The 14,647-nt window shown below is 70.3% G+C and carries 14 protein-coding genes; 7 read left to right on the top strand and 7 right to left on the bottom strand.

Annotation, left to right across the window (positions count from 1 at the left end):
* Window positions 1-111 precede the first annotated feature (111 nt).
* A complete protein-coding gene (locus ACFW1I_RS29680; RefSeq protein ID WP_384675668.1) occupies window positions 112-831 on the bottom strand; it encodes a hypothetical protein in 720 nt (239 codons plus the stop codon).
* On the bottom strand, window positions 828-2,189 hold the full coding sequence (eccE, locus tag ACFW1I_RS29675) for a type VII secretion protein EccE (protein WP_384675666.1): 1,362 nt from the start codon (window positions 2,187-2,189) through the stop codon (window positions 828-830). The genes ACFW1I_RS29680 and eccE overlap by 4 nt, the downstream gene beginning before the upstream one ends.
* Window positions 2,190-2,370: 181 nt before the next feature.
* Between eccE and eccB the strand changes: the two genes are divergently transcribed.
* From eccB to ACFW1I_RS29640, 7 genes are all read left to right on the top strand, one after another.
* Complete coding sequence (gene eccB / locus ACFW1I_RS29670) at window positions 2,371-3,900, top strand: type VII secretion protein EccB (protein WP_384675664.1); 1,530 nt, start codon at window positions 2,371-2,373, stop codon at window positions 3,898-3,900.
* Entirely contained in the window at window positions 3,897-5,153 is a 1,257-nt protein-coding gene (mycP, locus tag ACFW1I_RS29665) for a type VII secretion-associated serine protease mycosin (RefSeq protein ID WP_384675662.1), read from the top strand. Before eccB ends, mycP begins: the two co-directional genes overlap by 4 nt.
* Before the next feature lie 219 nt (window positions 5,154-5,372).
* Window positions 5,373-5,822: a hypothetical protein gene (locus tag ACFW1I_RS29660; RefSeq protein WP_384675661.1), complete on the top strand. Its 450-nt coding sequence runs from the start codon at window positions 5,373-5,375 to the stop codon at window positions 5,820-5,822.
* 6 nt (window positions 5,823-5,828) lie between these two features.
* Window positions 5,829-7,577, top strand: a complete 1,749-nt coding sequence (locus ACFW1I_RS29655) for a hypothetical protein (protein ID WP_384675659.1) — start codon at window positions 5,829-5,831, stop codon at window positions 7,575-7,577.
* A gap of 38 nt (window positions 7,578-7,615) precedes the next feature.
* Entirely contained in the window at window positions 7,616-8,905 is a 1,290-nt protein-coding gene (locus tag ACFW1I_RS29650) for a S8 family serine peptidase (protein WP_384675657.1), read from the top strand.
* 105 nt (window positions 8,906-9,010) lie between these two features.
* Window positions 9,011-9,373 carry a WXG100 family type VII secretion target gene (locus tag ACFW1I_RS29645; RefSeq protein ID WP_384675655.1) on the top strand — a complete coding sequence of 121 codons (363 nt, stop codon included), beginning with the start codon at window positions 9,011-9,013 and terminating at the stop codon, window positions 9,371-9,373.
* 62 nt (window positions 9,374-9,435) lie between these two features.
* Complete coding sequence (locus ACFW1I_RS29640) at window positions 9,436-9,732, top strand: WXG100 family type VII secretion target (RefSeq protein ID WP_384675653.1); 297 nt, start codon at window positions 9,436-9,438, stop codon at window positions 9,730-9,732.
* Between the two features lie 185 nt (window positions 9,733-9,917).
* Here the strand turns inward: ACFW1I_RS29640 and ACFW1I_RS29635 are convergent, their stop codons facing one another.
* The 5 genes from ACFW1I_RS29635 to ACFW1I_RS29615 all read right to left on the bottom strand — a co-directional run bounded on the left by ACFW1I_RS29635 (window position 9,918) and on the right by ACFW1I_RS29615 (window position 14,413).
* A complete protein-coding gene (locus ACFW1I_RS29635) occupies window positions 9,918-10,457 on the bottom strand; it encodes a hypothetical protein (RefSeq protein WP_384675651.1) in 540 nt (179 codons plus the stop codon).
* 59 nt (window positions 10,458-10,516) lie between these two features.
* On the bottom strand, window positions 10,517-10,786 hold the full coding sequence (locus ACFW1I_RS29630) for a hypothetical protein (protein ID WP_384675649.1): 270 nt from the start codon (window positions 10,784-10,786) through the stop codon (window positions 10,517-10,519).
* Between the two features lie 232 nt (window positions 10,787-11,018).
* Window positions 11,019-11,537, bottom strand: a complete 519-nt coding sequence (locus ACFW1I_RS29625; RefSeq protein WP_384675647.1) for a hypothetical protein — start codon at window positions 11,535-11,537, stop codon at window positions 11,019-11,021.
* Window positions 11,538-11,628: 91 nt separating this feature from the next.
* The gene (locus tag ACFW1I_RS29620) at window positions 11,629-13,896 is read right to left on the bottom strand and encodes a hypothetical protein (RefSeq protein WP_384675645.1); all 2,268 of its coding nucleotides are present in this window, start codon (window positions 13,894-13,896) and stop codon (window positions 11,629-11,631) included.
* A 16-nt stretch (window positions 13,897-13,912) separates the two neighbouring features.
* On the bottom strand, window positions 13,913-14,413 hold the full coding sequence (locus tag ACFW1I_RS29615; protein ID WP_384675643.1) for a hypothetical protein: 501 nt from the start codon (window positions 14,411-14,413) through the stop codon (window positions 13,913-13,915).
* Window positions 14,414-14,647 lie beyond the last annotated feature (234 nt).

Here is a 14,647-nt window from a genome sequence, read left to right as displayed (position 1 = left end):
CCTCCACCGTGTAGCCGAGCGAGGCGAGGTACAGGGCGTTGGGGGGGGGCGCGGGCGGCGCGGGGGCGGGGGCGCCGCCCGCCCGGCCGGCCGCCCGCCCCCGTCCGGAGCTCAGTCCATGCGGCGGGCCGTGCCGAGCAGGCCCGACTCCGCGTCCGTGGCGTTGGTGATGACCCAGTGCCGCTCGCCGCCGGCGCACCACAGCGTCACGCCGTCCGCGAGCGTCGGCAGCGCGTCCACCTCGTTCTGCGTCAGCCCCAGGATCCGGCCGGTCTGCCGGGCCTCCTGCGGCGAGACCCGCTGGATGCCGACGAGCGTCGCCGCGCGCATCAGGCGCGGCGCCACCGGGCTGAGGTACGGCAGCAGGGTCAGCACCGACTGCCACGGCGAGGAGACGACCCGCCCGCGCGGCGGCCGCATGCCGCAGTCCCGCACCACGACGGCCGGGCTGCCGACGGTCGCGCCCAGCGGCGGGACCCGGCCCACGTCGTGGAGCGTGATGCACTCCAGGCCCGCGCCCGCCGCCTGCGCCAGACCCACCCACGCGTGCGGGCGGCCCGTCTCCACCACGACCCGGGAACCGGTGGCGGCCGCGCGCAGCGCCAGCACCTGCGCCGTCCACAGACCGCCGATCAGCAGGACGTCGTACGGCGTCGAGCGGTGGAAGCCCACCAACTGCGAGCGGCCCTCCGCGTCCTCGCCGATCACCACGCCGTCGTCGCCCACCGGGAGGGACAGCGCGCCGAGCTCGGCCGTCGGGACCGTGTGCCCCGCGTGCCGCGGGCCGAGCAGACCGCGCAGCCCCTTCACCGCTCCGCCGCGGACCGTCATCGCGCACCCCCGAGAGGCATCGTCGCCAGCACGCCCGGCAGCTGCTCGCGGTCCAGCCGCAGCAGGCCGACCTTCGCCGTGCGCGCCGCCTGCTCCAGCGTCCGGCGGACCCGGACGAGTTCGTTGTCGGAACCGCCGGTGACCCGGACGTGGCCGCCGACCTCCATGGCGCCCTGCCGGTTCCCGCGCCGCACGGTGAGGCTGAACGTCGTGGCGTACGCGGGCACTGACGTCAGCAGCGACACCAGCCGCGGCAGCGGGGCCGCGCCCCGGCCGAGCTCGGGCCAGCGCCCTACCGCGTAGGTGGTGTGCCAGCGGTCGTCGCACCGCCACACCCGGGACGTCTCGGCGGTCCGCCGCTGCGGGGCGGCGCCGGCCCGGCCCGCCCGCGCGGCCGCGTGCGGGCTCGTGCAGGCCGCCGTCGCGATCGCCGAGTTGACTTCCTCCTGGTCCAGGACGACCGCCTGGAAACCGGCGCCGGTGATCCGGCTCGCCAGATGGTCCGCGATCCGCACCAGACAGCGCTGCGCGCCCTCCAGGCCGCCGCCGCGCGCCGCCACCGCCTCCTTGCAGCGCTCCGGGTCCAGCTTCACCGCCACCCACGTCAGCCGCAGCGCGGGCGCGCCGGTCCGCTCCTGGAGCGGGGCGTACGAGAGCCGGGCCACCGACTGCTGGGGGAGGTGCGGCGCCGGAGCGGGCCGCACCTGCTGCACCAGCTGGACCGACTCGACCACGATGTCGTCGACCTCCAGCGCGTCGCCGAGCAGCGTCATCGGGAAGGCGCGGGCGCCGAAGACCGGCCGCAGCGCCGAACCGCTCGCCTCGACGCGCAGCACGGCGGTCAGGAAGGAGCCGTCGCCCAGCATGCCCACCGTGCGGTGGTTCCGGTCGACGTACGGCTGGGCGCCGAAGCCCCGCACGCTCTCGGTCACCGGGGCGAGGGACGGGTCCGCGTCCGGCGCCGAGGGCTCGGTGTCACGGCGGCGCGACCGCAGTGCGAGCGCCGTCCCCATCCAGTCCTGCACGGCCTGGCCGCGGCGCCGTATCACCGCGAGGAGCACGAGGACACCGGCGACGACACACGTCGGGACCAGCCAGAGACCGCCCAGCACGAAGCCGACGGCCACCAGGGCCAGGGCCGCCTCCACCAGCACCAGCTGACGCAGCTGCACGGGACCGATCCGTCCGGTGCGCGACAGCGGCCGCAGCGTCGTCGTCGCGGGGACCGCCCCCGGACCTCCCTGGACCGGCGCTCCGGCACGCGCCTCGGCGCGTCCGTTGCTGCGTTGCCGTCGGGAAGATTGAGGCGCTCGGCCGCTGGTCCGCCGCCCGTCGCGCGCACGCGTCGCCGTACCCATCGCCGCGTTGCCCCCTCGTGTCCGTAATAGCCGAATTCCCATGGGCGTTGACCGGGCGATCACCCTACCTGAGCGGTGAGACACGGGTGCCGCCAGGCATAGTAGGGGGCGGCGGGACGGCGGACGGACCCGCCGAGTGTGGCAACCTGGTCGGCCGGCGGGGAGAGGGACGACACTTCAGATGGCATCACGACGGGACGAACTGAACGCCTACACCTTCGCGAAGCGGAGATTGGTCGCGCAGTTCGTGCAGCCGAACGCGACGGGGTCCGAGGAGGGCGCGCCGCGCCCGCTGCGCGCGGTGGTGCCGGGCGCCATCGTCGGCGTGGTCATCCTGGCCGGCTTCGGGGCCTGGGGCATGTTCAAGCCCGTCGCCCCCAAGGACTGGGACAAGCCCGGCCAGAACGTGATCATCGCCGACAAGTCGACCACCCGGTACGTGGTGCTCAAGACCGGCGACAAGACCCAGCTCCACCCCGTCCTCAACATGTCGTCGGCGAAGCTGCTCCTCGACCCCGACAAGGACAAGATCATCACGGTCTCCGAGTCGGTCCTCGACAACGGCAAGATCCCGCACGGCGCCACCCTCGGCATCCCGTACGCCCCCGACCGCCTCCCCGACGAGAAGGAGGCCGGCACCGCCAAGCGCTGGGCCGTCTGCGAGCGCCCCGGCGAGGGCGGCCGGGCCATCCAGAAGGCCGCCTTCGTCCTCGCCGCCCGCGAGGAGGCCAAGACCGACGGCCCCGAACGGCTCACCGGCGGCCAGCTCCTGTACGTCGAGGGACCCGCCCCCGACCGCACCCGCTACGTGGTCGACGCGCAGGGGACCGCGTACCCCGTGGAGAAGGACGAGCTGCTGCTGCGTCAGCTCGTCGGCCAGGGCCGCCCCGCCCAGCGCGTCTCCGAGGCGTGGCTGAACACCCTCCACAAGGGCGACACCATCTCCTTCCCCAGCATCCCCGGCGAGCCGGGCGCCGCCGCCGGCGTCAGCGGCCTGCCGCCCGAGGTCGGCAAGGTCGGCATGGTCCTCTCCGCGACCGACGGCACCAGGAAGCAGATGTACGTCGTCCTCCAGGACCGCGTCGCCCCCGTCTCCGACTTCACCGCCAAGCTGCTGCTCAACAGCCGCCAGCTCGTCGACCTCGGCCAGAACGGCCAGGCCACCTCGGTCAGCGGCGGCGCCTTCCAGCCGGGCGACGCCTTCGGCCGGGACAAGAAGTGGCCCGCGGCCGTCCCCGTCCCCGTCAACGAGGCGGGCACCGCCGAAGGCAGCCGCAACACCGTCTGCAACGTGCTCCGCGCGGTCGACGGGGACAACGGCGCCACCACGCTCAGCACCTGGGCGGGCAAGGACTTCCCCGCCACCCTGCCGACCGGCTCCAGCAGCGCGTACGTCACCCCCGGCTCGGGCCAGCTCTTCCGCCAGTTCAAGGGCTCCACGACCAGCAGCGGCTTCCTCTTCCTCGTCACCGACACCGGCCTGCGCTACGCGATGCAGTCCAACGGCGACACCGCCACCGACGACTCCGGCATCGGCTCCTCCGGCTCGGACGAGGAGAAGCAGGCCCGGCAGGCGGAGGCCCAGCAGGCGCAGAACCGCCTCGGCTACAAGAACATCGAGCCCCTCCCCGTCCCCGCCGAGTGGTCCACCTTCCTGCCCACCGGCCCCCGCCTCTCCACCGGCGGCGCCCGCCAGCCGCAGGGCTCATGAGGACGCCCCCGCGCCGGCTCCGGCGCCTCCCGCTCGTCGCGGCCGCCACGACGCTCTGCGCCCTCGGCCTCCCGCTCGCCGCCGCCACCCCGGCGGCCGCCGACGACGGCGGCCAGTGCACCTTCCCGAACAAGAAGTACGAGGGCCGCCCCTGGTCCCTCCAGCGCGTCCAACTCGACGAACTCTGGGCCCAGTCCACCGGCAGGAACGTCCGCGTCGCCGTCATCGACACCGGCGTCGACACCCGCAACCCCCAGCTGGCCAAGGCCGTCGACGCCAAGAGCGGGATCAACCTGATCCCGAAGGACGCCAAGGACGCCAACGGCTACAAGCTGAAGCGCGGCAAGGAGAACGGCACCACCGACACCGTCGGCCACGGCACCAAGGTGGCCGGCATCATCGCCGCCCGCCCCGCCAAGGGCACCGGCTTCGTCGGCCTCGCCCCCGACGCCACGATCATCCCCATCCAGCAGAACGACGCCGACGGCAACGGCACCGCGGTGACGCTCGCGACGGCGATCCGCCACGCCATCGCCAAGAAGGCGGACGTCATCAACATCTCCCAGGACACCGCGAACGCGGTGAAGCCCACCCCCCTCCTGGAACAGGCGGTCAAGGCGGCGCTGGACGCGGACATCGTGGTCGTCGCCTCGGCGGGCAACGACGGCCTGGGCGGCAATGTCAAGGCCACCTACCCGGCCTCGTACCAGGGCGTCCTCGCCGTCGCGGCCTCGGACCGCAACAACGAACGCGCCCAGTTCTCCCAGTCCGGCGACTTCGTCGGCGTCGCCGCCCCCGGCGTCGACATGGTCTCCACCGTCCCGGGCGGCGGCCACTGCGCCGACAACGGCACCAGCTTCTCCGCCCCGTACGTGGCCGGCCTCGCGGCGCTCATCAAGAGCGAGCACAAGGACTGGACCCAGGAACAGATCGTCGCCCAGATCCAGCAGACCGCCGAACGCTCCGTCGCCGGCCACGACCGCCTCGTCGGCTGGGGCGTCGTCGACCCCGTCCGCGCCCTGACCGAGGACGACAAGCCCATCGAGAAGCCCGTCGCCGACGAGGGCGTCACCCGAGCCGAGGCCCCCACCCCGGCCGCCGTCCACCTCGGCGAGACCCCGGAACAGCGCGCCGCCCGCCTCGCGACGTACGTCGTCGTCAGCGGCGGCGTCCTGGTCGCGGCGATCGCGGGCGCGGCGGTCGCCGTACGGGACCACCGCAGACGGCGGACCGCGGTGGCGGCGGGCCGGTGATCATTGCAGACGCACACGCTGATAGCGTCGATCATGACAAACGAACTGTAGAAGTCTCGTGACGAACAAGAGACTTGGGCCTGTCAGTCGCAATCACTAGAGTGGTACGCGCGTGATCGGTGGATGGCGAGTCGCCACGATCGCAATGCAGGACAGCAGGAGCAAACGGGGAGGATTGGCTCGTGTTCGAGGTAACGGGTGACGGGGGCAGGTGCGACAGTGAGTAACCTTGAGCTCGGCGTCGGCGAACTGAAGAAGTTCCGTGACCGGATCGACGGAGTCATCAAGGACCTGGAGGGCGGCGCCGGCGGCGCCGCGAAGCTGGGCCAGAACCGCGTCACGCGCGGCTCGCTCGGCACCGGGAAGATCGCCTTCGCCGAGGCCGACGGCTTCTTCACGGAGTACGAGCGCGTCCACAGCTCGCTGGTGGCCCTGTCGAAGTCCCTCAGCGGCCAGATCGAACTCCTCCAGATCGGCGTCCACGCGGCGGACGTCGGCTACCAGAACGTGGAAGAGGAGCAGCGGCGGCGGTTCCACGACATCCGCGCGCGCCTGGCCGAGGAGCGCGCCGAAGCCATCAGGCGCGAGGATCTGGAGCGGAGCAAGAAGCCGGCGCAGCCCGACGAGCGCCGTGACGATACCCAGGCTTCGACGGAAGGCATCGGGTGACGAACGATGAGTGAAGAGAAGAACCCGAACCCGGGCACGCCCCCGCAGCCGAACCTGACGCCCCAGGAGCAGGAGCAGGCGAAGGACACCCAGGACATCAACGCGGTCTACGCGACCACGAACGTCCTGGAGAAGCTGGACGAGATCCTCCCCTTCGGCCTCGGCCCCAAGGGCAGCGTCTTCGGCTCGACGTCCTTCGAGGGCGCCCGCCTCAACGACATGCTCGACCTCCTCGACAGCGCCAACCCCTCTGACCTGGAGCAGGCCGGCGAGGCCCTGGAAGCGGCGACGAAGTCCCTCAACGCGGCCGCCAAGGAGCTGAACACCTTCATCGGCAGCGTCGAGTGGAAGGGCGAAGCCGCCGTCGAGTTCCAGCGGTACGGCTCCGAGGTCGTGACCTACGCCTGGGACATCGGCAAGGTCGCCAACGCGGCCGGCTCCCAGATGAAGGTCGCCAGCACCGGCCTGACCTCGGTCCGCAACGCGAAGCCGCCGCGCGACACCCGAGCCGACCAGAAGAAGCCCACCGAATTCTCGGAGCTGGAGAAGACCGAGAAGAAGGAGGAGTACCAGAAGGCCGTCCAGGTGGAGAAGGACCGCCAGGAGGCCATCAACCAGATGAACCGCCTGGCGTCGTTCTACGCGGTCTCCAAGAGCACGCTGGCAGGGCAGGAGATGCCCAAGCCGCCTGAGGCGTACAAGGCGGCGGTGCCAAAGCCGTCCGGCAGAGAATTCGGGTCCGGGGAGTCGGGTTCCTCCGGTTCCAGCTCCACGCGTGAAGGTCTGTCGAGGGAGTCCTCCGGGCACATCAGCTCCGTCGAGGACCGCACCATCCCGACGAATCCCCGTACCGGTGGGGAGCTCGACGGGTCCGAGCCGATCCGGGAGAAGCCCTCGGACGACACGAGGGTCCAGATCGACACGGTCCGCACGGCTCCGCCGCCCACGCTCACGAACACCCCGCCCACCCCGACGGCGCCCACCAACACCGCGCCGCCGACCGGGCCCGGCATGCCCCCGCCGCTCACGCTCGGCACCCCGCCGCGCACCAGCGGACCCAAGATCACCAGTAACCCGGGTATGCCGCGTACCGCCACCGGCCGGACCGGCCTCGGCCGTTCGGTCGGACCGACGACCCAGCCGGCCGTCGGCCGCACCGGCGGCCCGAAGGGCCCGCAGGCGATGAGCCGTACGGTCAACCCCACGACCTCTCCGACGGTGGGTCGACCGGCAAATCCGACGACCTCCCCGACGACGGGTCGCACCAACGGCCCCGTGGGGCGCGCCGGTGGACCGCCGGCCACCTCCCAGTCCACGCAGGCCGGCCGCAGCACGCCGCAGACCGGTCGTCCCGGGCAGCCCGCCACGGGCCGTACGGCGGGCGGCAGGGCCAACCCGATCACGGGCGGCACCCCGCAGCGCACCACCGGCGGGAGCACCGGATCCCGGATCCCGAGGGGCACCGTCGTCGGCAGCGAGGGCCCGGCCGCGGGCCGTACGGCGGGGGCACGCCCCAGCCAGGCCGGCGTGGTCGGCGCCAACAACGCCAAGGCGGCGCCGCGGCCCGCCGGTCGAGGCACCCCCAGCTCCAACGGAGTGGTCGGGACGCCCCGTGGCATGGGCGGCCGTGGCAGCCAGCGCCCGGACCGTGAGGAACAGGAGCGCGAGGGCTCGTCGCGCCCCGACTACCTGACGGAAGACGAAGAGACCTGGAACAACCGCCGGCGCGGCGCCGTGCCGCCGGTGATCGACTAACCACCCCGGAAGGCTCGGAAGTCAGGATGACGGCAGGAATGATCGAGGGCGGCAGGCTTCGGCGAGCGCTGCTCGGCACCACGGCGACCGTGGTGCTGGCCACGGCTCTTGTCGGGGTCGCTCCGACGGCAGTCGCTGCCGATGCGAGGTCTCAGCAGTGGTACCTGGATGCCATGAAGGCCGAGGAGATCTGGAAGAAGTCGACCGGTACAGGGATCACGGTCGCCGTCATCGACAGCGGGGTCGATCCGGACACTCCCTCCCTCAAGGGCAGGGTGCTCAAGGGCTGGGACGCGTCCGAGACAAAGGGCGATGAAACGGACGACTACACGGGCCACGGCACAACCATCGCCGAGATCATCGTCGGCTCCGGGGCACAGGGTGGCATCAGGGGTCTGGCGCCTGACGCCAAGGTCATTCCCTACCGAGTGAGCGACACCGAGAGGCAGAACCAGCAGAGCGTCAACGCCTTCGACATCGAGGAAGCCATCAAGGCCGCGGCTGACACCGACGCGCGGATCATCAACATCTCCTGGGGCAGCGAGTACTACTCCGAGGGAGAACGCGAGGCGGTTCAGTATGCCCAGGCCAAGGGCAAGCTGGTCTTCGCGGCTGCGGGCAACAACGCGGTGAAGAACAACAAGAAGCATTACCCGGCGAGCTATCCCGAGGTCGTTGCTGTCGCGGCGACGACTCGGGACGGCGTCGTGGCCGACTACTCGCAGCACGGTGATTTCATCGACATCGCCGCTCCGGGCAGCCAGTTGCCCGGTTATTGCGACAAGACCCTGACCAAGTACTGCCTGAGCGACGGCACCAGCTTCTCCACCGCCATCGCGTCCGCCTCCGCCGCCCTCATCTGGTCCGCGCACCCGGACTGGACGGGAAACCAGGTCCTCCGCGTCATGTTCGACTCGGCCGCCCGAGGCGATGGTTGGAAGCCGGGTACGGTCAGCAACTTCCTCGGCCACGGCATCGTCCGCCCCAACGCCAACATCTCGCGCGGCGAGGGCAATCCGGGCGACCCGAACATCAGCCCCCTGACCAACGAGCCCACGGGCGGCGCCGCCGCAGGCAGCGCCACCCCCTCCACGGCCCCCTCGGCCACCGCGTCCGGGGACGCCTCGACCGCCCCCTCCGCAACAGCTTCGACACAAGCCCCCGACGGCAAGCCGACGTCCGGCTCCGCTGTGGCAGGCTCCACGGAGAGCGCGGCGAGCGCGGAGGACGGCGGCAGCAAGACGGGGATCGTCATCGGCGCGGTCGCGGCCGTGGTCGTCCTCGCGGGCGTGGGCGTCCTGATCGCCCGGAAGCGCCGCACGGCCTGACGGTCCCGGCGGACGGCGCCCCACCCCACCCATACCGAAACTGCGCGCCGCGAACAGGCGGACGCAGCCTCGTTGAGAGAGAACCCGAGAAAGGGAGAGCGACACATGTCAGTCTTGAAGGTTGGCGATCAGAGTCTCAAGGATTTCCAGGACGAGCTCACCCGCAAGTTCGATGACGTGAAGGGCCAGCTGACGGCCCTCCAGGGCGTCATCGACAGCCTCGAAGGCCGCTGGAAGGGCATCGGCGCCGGCGCGTTCGACGCCAAGCAGACCGAGATCAACCAGGGCATGGTGCGGATCGCCAAGCTGATGCTGAACTTCCAGGAGGCCATCCAGGTCACCCGGACCACGTCCAGCAACACCGACGACGAGGTCGAGGCGGCCCTGCGCGGCGTCTCCGTCACCGAGGGCTTCTCCGGCGACGCGGGCGCCGAGAAGGCGGCCCGTTCGGGCATCGCCGGCCTCTGACGTACGCGTCGAAGCCACCGCACCACGCCACCTGAACGACACCACCGAAAAACGGAGGGAACATGGCCGGCAACGACGGCATCATGCTCGTCACGTACGCCTCGCTCGACGACGCGGCGAACCAGATCGACGCGCAGGCGAAGCGTCTGGACGAGGCCCTGGAGGCCATCCAGACGAAGATCCGCTCGGTCTCCAGCACCTGGGAGGGTGAGGCGAAGACCGCCGCGGACGGCGCCCACGCGAAGTGGGACCAGGAGACGCGCGCGATCCACAACGCGCTGCAGAGCATCTCCAAGGCCGTCCGCCAGGCCTCCCCGGCCTACCAGGCGGGCGACAAGCGCGCCGCGGGCTTCTTCTAAACCGAAGGCCGCAGTACGGCAAACAGGGTGGGCGTGCACGGGAGGCGCCCACCCTGTCGCATGTTCCGGCACCGAGAAACCGCCGGCTGCCTCAGGGAATCCCCGAACCACGGGATGCCCGAACCAGGGGATCCCCGCACCGGGGGATCCCCGCACCGGGGATCCCCTGAGCTGTCTCCCGCCCGCTACTTCTGCTCGCACTCCGACGACGCCGACACGGCCTTCGCGTAGGCGACGAGCAGGTTCTTCACGGCGGTCGCGTCGGGCCGGCCGTCGTTGGAGACGCTGACGGCCGCGAAGAGTTCCGAGGTGCCCTTCCGGTGCTCGACGACCGGTTCGCAGTCCACGCGGCTGACACCCCCCGTGTCCGAGTAGACGTACCGGCCGTCCTCGCTCTCGTGCGTGTCGTGCTTCACGTACGGGTTCTCGCGCGCGACCCTGCCCGGGTTGGACCCGATCTCCCGCCACTCCCAGTCGACGCCGAGGGCGGCGGTGCCGTCCACCACGACGTCGCAGCTCAGCGCACCCTTCAGACTCGGGTGACGGCGCTTCACCTCCAGCGTGTCACCGCCCGCGGGCAGCAGAGGGGAGAGCAGTTCGGCGGGTACCGGCGTGCCGCACAGCGTGTCCGGCACCTCGAAGGCCCGCCTCTCCTCCTTCGCCTCCGAGCATCCGGAGGCGAGGAGGACGAGCGCGAGGGTGGCCACGGCCTTTGCGTACTTCATCGTGTGCTTTCTGCTCTGGTGGCGGTGGTGGTGGGAGGGAGGGGAGACCGGGTGGGTGATCAGCCGGGCTGGATCTCCGTCTCCAGGTCGTCGGCCATGTGACGGGTGTTGTCGGAGGCGTCGCTGAAGCCGTCGTCGGTTCCGTACTTGGCCCAGTCCGCGACCTGCTCCGCGTACGGGAGCTTGTGGGCCTTCGCCGCCTCCTCGGCCGCCAGCTGGCTCATGCTGATGTTCGACTGCCGGCCGGCCTCCCACAGCTTGCCCGCGTCCTTGCCCGCGTCCTTCAGCACGTCCGTCTCGGACTGCTGGAAGATGTGTTCCAGGACCATGGAGCTGACCGTGCTGGAGACACCGCTGGCGACCGCTCCGCCGACCGGGGTCGCGATGAAGCTGACGCCGACGCCGATGCCCGTGCTGATCGCTCCTTCGTCGCCGGACCGGCGATCGCCTCCTGGCCGCCGGCAGAGGGAGCAGCAACGAGGCCGACGCCGTCCGTGCCCGTCCGCCCGCACTGTCCCGTCCGCCCGCACCGTCCCCGGCGGCCCGTGCGACCCGGTCGTGCTACTTCTGCACGCACTCGGGCGAGGCCGACACGGCCTTCGCGTACGCCTGGATCAGCTTCTCCATGGCTGCTTCGTCGGGCCGCCCGTCGTTCGAGATGAAGATCTGGGCGAACAGGTCCATCTCGGTCTTGCGGGTGGGGACGCTGGGCTCGGGGCAGGTGACGCGGCTGACGCCGCCCTTGTCGGCGTAGGTGTACGTCCCGTCCTCGCTCACGTGCTCGTCGAGCCGTACACCCCACTGGGAGCCGGCCACGTTCACTGTCGTCGTACCTTTCGCCCACCATGTCCACTTGGCGTCCAGGACACTGGTCCCGTCCACCAAGACCGTGCATCGGAAGTAGCCGTTTCCTACCTTCTCCTCCTCTGTGATCTCCTTGCCGCTCGCCGGAAGTACGGCAGACAGCAGTTCTGCGGGCATCGGCGTGCCGCACAGGGAGTCCGGCACCTCGAAAGCCCGCTTCTCCTCCTTCGGCTGTGAGCATCCGGAGCCGAGGAGGACGAACGCGAGGGCGGTCACTGCCCATGCCTTTGCTTGCTTCATCACATGCTTTCTGGTCGGGGGCCCGTGGGGGCGTGCCCAGGGCGGCACGACCCCACGGGGCGAGGCATCAACCGGGCTGGACTTCGGTGTCCAGGTAGTCGGCCATACGACGGACATTGGCCGAGGCGTCGGCGAAGCCACTCTCGCTTCCACGCTTCGCCCAGTCCGCTACCTGGTTGGCGTACGGCAGATCGTGGGCCTTGGCAGCCTCCTGGGCTGCCACTTGACTCATGCCGACGTTCGTCTCCCTGCCGCGTTCCCACAGGGAGCTCGCGTTCTTGCTCGCGTCCTTCGCCACGTCCGTCTCGGACTGCTGGAAGATGTGCTCCAGGACCATGGAGCTGACCGTGCTGGAGACACCGCTGGCGACTGCTCCGCCGACCGGGGTCGCGACGAAGCTGACGCCGACGCCGATGCCCGTGCTGATCGCTCCGGACCAGGCGTTCTTCTGCTGTGCCACGGAGTCCGCGAAGTCCTTGGCCTCCTTCGCCGCCGGACCGACGATCGCCTCCTGGCGGCCGACGGCCAGCGTGCCGCCGATCTCGGCCGACTTGCGGGAGATCTCCTCGATGGTGGTCTGCGGCGACTGCGGGTACCGCTGGTCCTCCGGCGTGTTCGGGTTCAGGTGGTAGTCCATGAGGCTGCCGAGGTACGCGGCCTGGCCGACCTCGACGGCCGCGTTGGCCTTGGGATCCTGGCCCAGGGTGACGAGGAGGCGCGTGACGTCCGAGTGCTCCAGATCCGCCGGCGTACCGACGATGGGGAACAGCTTGTCGGTGTTGCCATGGGTGTCGTCGGACATGGCCCGGTTGATGTCCGGCAGGTACTCGGAGGTGATCTGCCCGATGCTGTCCGACATCTCGCTGTGATCGGTCAGCCGCTTGGGGTTGTCGGAGACCGAGGCGACGATCTTCTGCATGAGCTCCGCCTGGTCCTTGTTGTGCGGCGGGGTCTCCTCCGTGGGCATCTGGCCGGCGGGGTGACCGGTGGCGCCCGCCTCCAGGGCCAGCGCGAGGTTGTTGCGGCCCTCGGTGCTTTCCTTGCCCTTGTCGTTGATCTCCTGCGGCCAGTCGCGCTCTTCGAAGAGGTACTCGAAGTTGGTGAGCGCCCGCTTCTCCTTCTTGCCGTCCTCCTCCTTGAAGTCGTGGTCCTCGTCCTTCGTGACGAAGTCCGCGTTGAAGAAGTCCGTGGCCGCGTCGGGGCTGTTCGACAGTGCCGCGAGGAAGCCGGTCATGGGGTCGTTTCCGGAGTCGGTGCCCGTGTGGTTCAGGTTGGGGTCGATGCCCATGCGCTGCCACATCATGGAGACGTGCTGCCCGTTGTGCGTGTACTTCTTCTCGGCGTCGATCAGCTTGGTGCCGTAGTCCTTGAGGAACTGGTCGTCGTAGTTGCCCCAGCGCATCAGGTTGCTCATCACCTGGAAGCCCTGGCTCATGCTGTTCTTGCCGACCGGCTGGTCGCCCAGGTTGACCATGTCGTACTTCCAGCGTGACATCTCGGGCGTGTCCGCCTGGGTGGCGGCGGCGAGGGTCAGGCTCAGGTTCTTCTGGAGCTCGCCGAACTGCTTGTGCCGATCGTGGTTCAGTTCGGGGTGCTCGTAGGGCTGACTGAGGCCCGCCCAGAAGTCGAGGGTCTTCTTGGGGCCCAGCGTGGTGGCGAAGTGCTCCGCGAAGATCGGGTCGTTGGCGTACTTCTTCAGGCCCGCGTTCAGCGCGTCGAAGTCGGCCGTCGTCAGGTCCTCGGTCTCCTTGCCCGCGATGGCCGCCAGCTTCTCGGCCTCCTTCACGGCGTTGACCGCCGAGTCGCGGTCCCCGTACTTCGCGTCGGAGAAGCCGTGGTCGGTGAGGTCGACGAGCGCCTTCAGCGCCGTGGCGGCGCTGTTGTCGATCTCGGTCGCCGTGTTGAGGATGCCCTGGAGCTCCTTCGCCAGCGCGTCGACGTCGGTCTGGCCGTTCGGCGCCTTCTTGTCGGGGTTCTCGGTGACCGTGAATCCTCCGCCATTCACGGTGACGGTGAGGTTCTTGCCCCGGCCGCGCTCTATCGCGTCCTTCAGCAGCCGCTGCTGCGCCTTCAGCTCGTCCCGGGTGTCCTGCATGATGTTCCGGATCGACGTCGCCTGGGTGACGGCGTCACCGAACTCGCCGGCGGTCTTGCCCACGAACTCGCGCGAGATGACCGCGTTGTCGCCGGCCCAGTCGGCCGTGAGCGCCTTCTTGTGCAGTCCGTCGTTCGCGTCCTTCTTCAAGGCCTCCAGTTTGCTCAGCATGCTCGTCCAGTCGCCGACGGTGTCGTCGAGCAGCTTGAAGTTCGCCGAATGCAGTGCTTCGAAGTCCATCAGTAGATCCCTGTCCTCAGTCCTTCTTGGACTTCGTGTCCGGCTTGTAGATCTCGTTGGGCTTTCCGGCCTTGGCCCAGTCGTCGTCGAAGCCCGCGTCGAGCGTCTGGATGCTGCTCACGTGCCGCTCGATGAAGATCTCGTCGCCCGCGTGCGCGTTCTGCGTGAAGTCCATGTGGTTCGAGATCAGCGCGCAGGCGTCCATCACCGAACCCAGCTGCTTGTCCCACCGCAGCGACACGTGCGACAGCGCCCCGCCGAGCGCGAACCCCTGCGAGCTGAGGTCGGAGGCCGCCGAGTCCGTGGACGTGACCCGCGCCTCCTTCCAGAGCCGGTTGTACAGCTTGAAGGCCTCGTTGCCGATCGCGGCCAGGTCCTGCTGGTCCACCTTCAGGAACCCGCCCGACGCGCTGCCCGCGTTCGGCCGGTCCTCGGGCGGCAGCCCGTTCAGCTGCATCTTCGCCGATTCCCGCTCGGCCGCCGAAGACTTCAGCTGCTCCCACTCGTCCCATGCCATGGGCGTCACCACTCCTTGCGGTTTGAGCTACTTGGATCCGATTCGGGGAAGCTCGTCGTGAGGCGAAGTCGACCACGATCCGGCGCGGATCGGCACCCTTTGGCGCGGGTCTCCTCGACGGTCGGAGGGGCGGTCGTCCCGCTCGTCGGGCAGCCGCTTCCGCCGCAGCCGCGCCGGGTCCTGCTCGGCGGCCGTCGATCTCACCCGGCCCCACCCCTCCCACGCCATGCGGTG

Source organism: Streptomyces sp. NPDC058955 (assembly GCF_042741435.1).
Taxonomy (GTDB): Bacteria; Actinomycetota; Actinomycetes; order Streptomycetales; family Streptomycetaceae; genus Streptomyces.
This window is presented reverse-complemented; position numbering and strand designations above follow the sequence as displayed.

Coding starts and splice junctions, on each gene's coding strand:
- ACFW1I_RS29680 (WP_384675668.1), bottom strand. CDS start 831: ATGACGGTCCGCGGCGGAGCGGTGAAGGGGCTGCGCGGTCTGCTCGGC.
- eccE (WP_384675666.1), bottom strand. CDS start 2,189: ATGGGTACGGCGACGCGTGCGCGCGACGGGCGGCGGACCAGCGGCCGA.
- eccB (WP_384675664.1), top strand. CDS start 2,371: ATGGCATCACGACGGGACGAACTGAACGCCTACACCTTCGCGAAGCGG.
- mycP (WP_384675662.1), top strand. CDS start 3,897: ATGAGGACGCCCCCGCGCCGGCTCCGGCGCCTCCCGCTCGTCGCGGCC.
- ACFW1I_RS29655 (WP_384675659.1), top strand. CDS start 5,829: ATGAGTGAAGAGAAGAACCCGAACCCGGGCACGCCCCCGCAGCCGAAC.
- ACFW1I_RS29650 (WP_384675657.1), top strand. CDS start 7,616: ATGATCGAGGGCGGCAGGCTTCGGCGAGCGCTGCTCGGCACCACGGCG.
- ACFW1I_RS29645 (WP_384675655.1), top strand. CDS start 9,011: ATGTCAGTCTTGAAGGTTGGCGATCAGAGTCTCAAGGATTTCCAGGAC.
- ACFW1I_RS29640 (WP_384675653.1), top strand. CDS start 9,436: ATGGCCGGCAACGACGGCATCATGCTCGTCACGTACGCCTCGCTCGAC.
- ACFW1I_RS29635 (WP_384675651.1), bottom strand. CDS start 10,457: ATGAAGTACGCAAAGGCCGTGGCCACCCTCGCGCTCGTCCTCCTCGCC.
- ACFW1I_RS29630 (WP_384675649.1), bottom strand. CDS start 10,786: ATGGTCCTGGAACACATCTTCCAGCAGTCCGAGACGGACGTGCTGAAG.
- ACFW1I_RS29620 (WP_384675645.1), bottom strand. CDS start 13,896: ATGGACTTCGAAGCACTGCATTCGGCGAACTTCAAGCTGCTCGACGAC.
- ACFW1I_RS29615 (WP_384675643.1), bottom strand. CDS start 14,413: ATGGCATGGGACGAGTGGGAGCAGCTGAAGTCTTCGGCGGCCGAGCGG.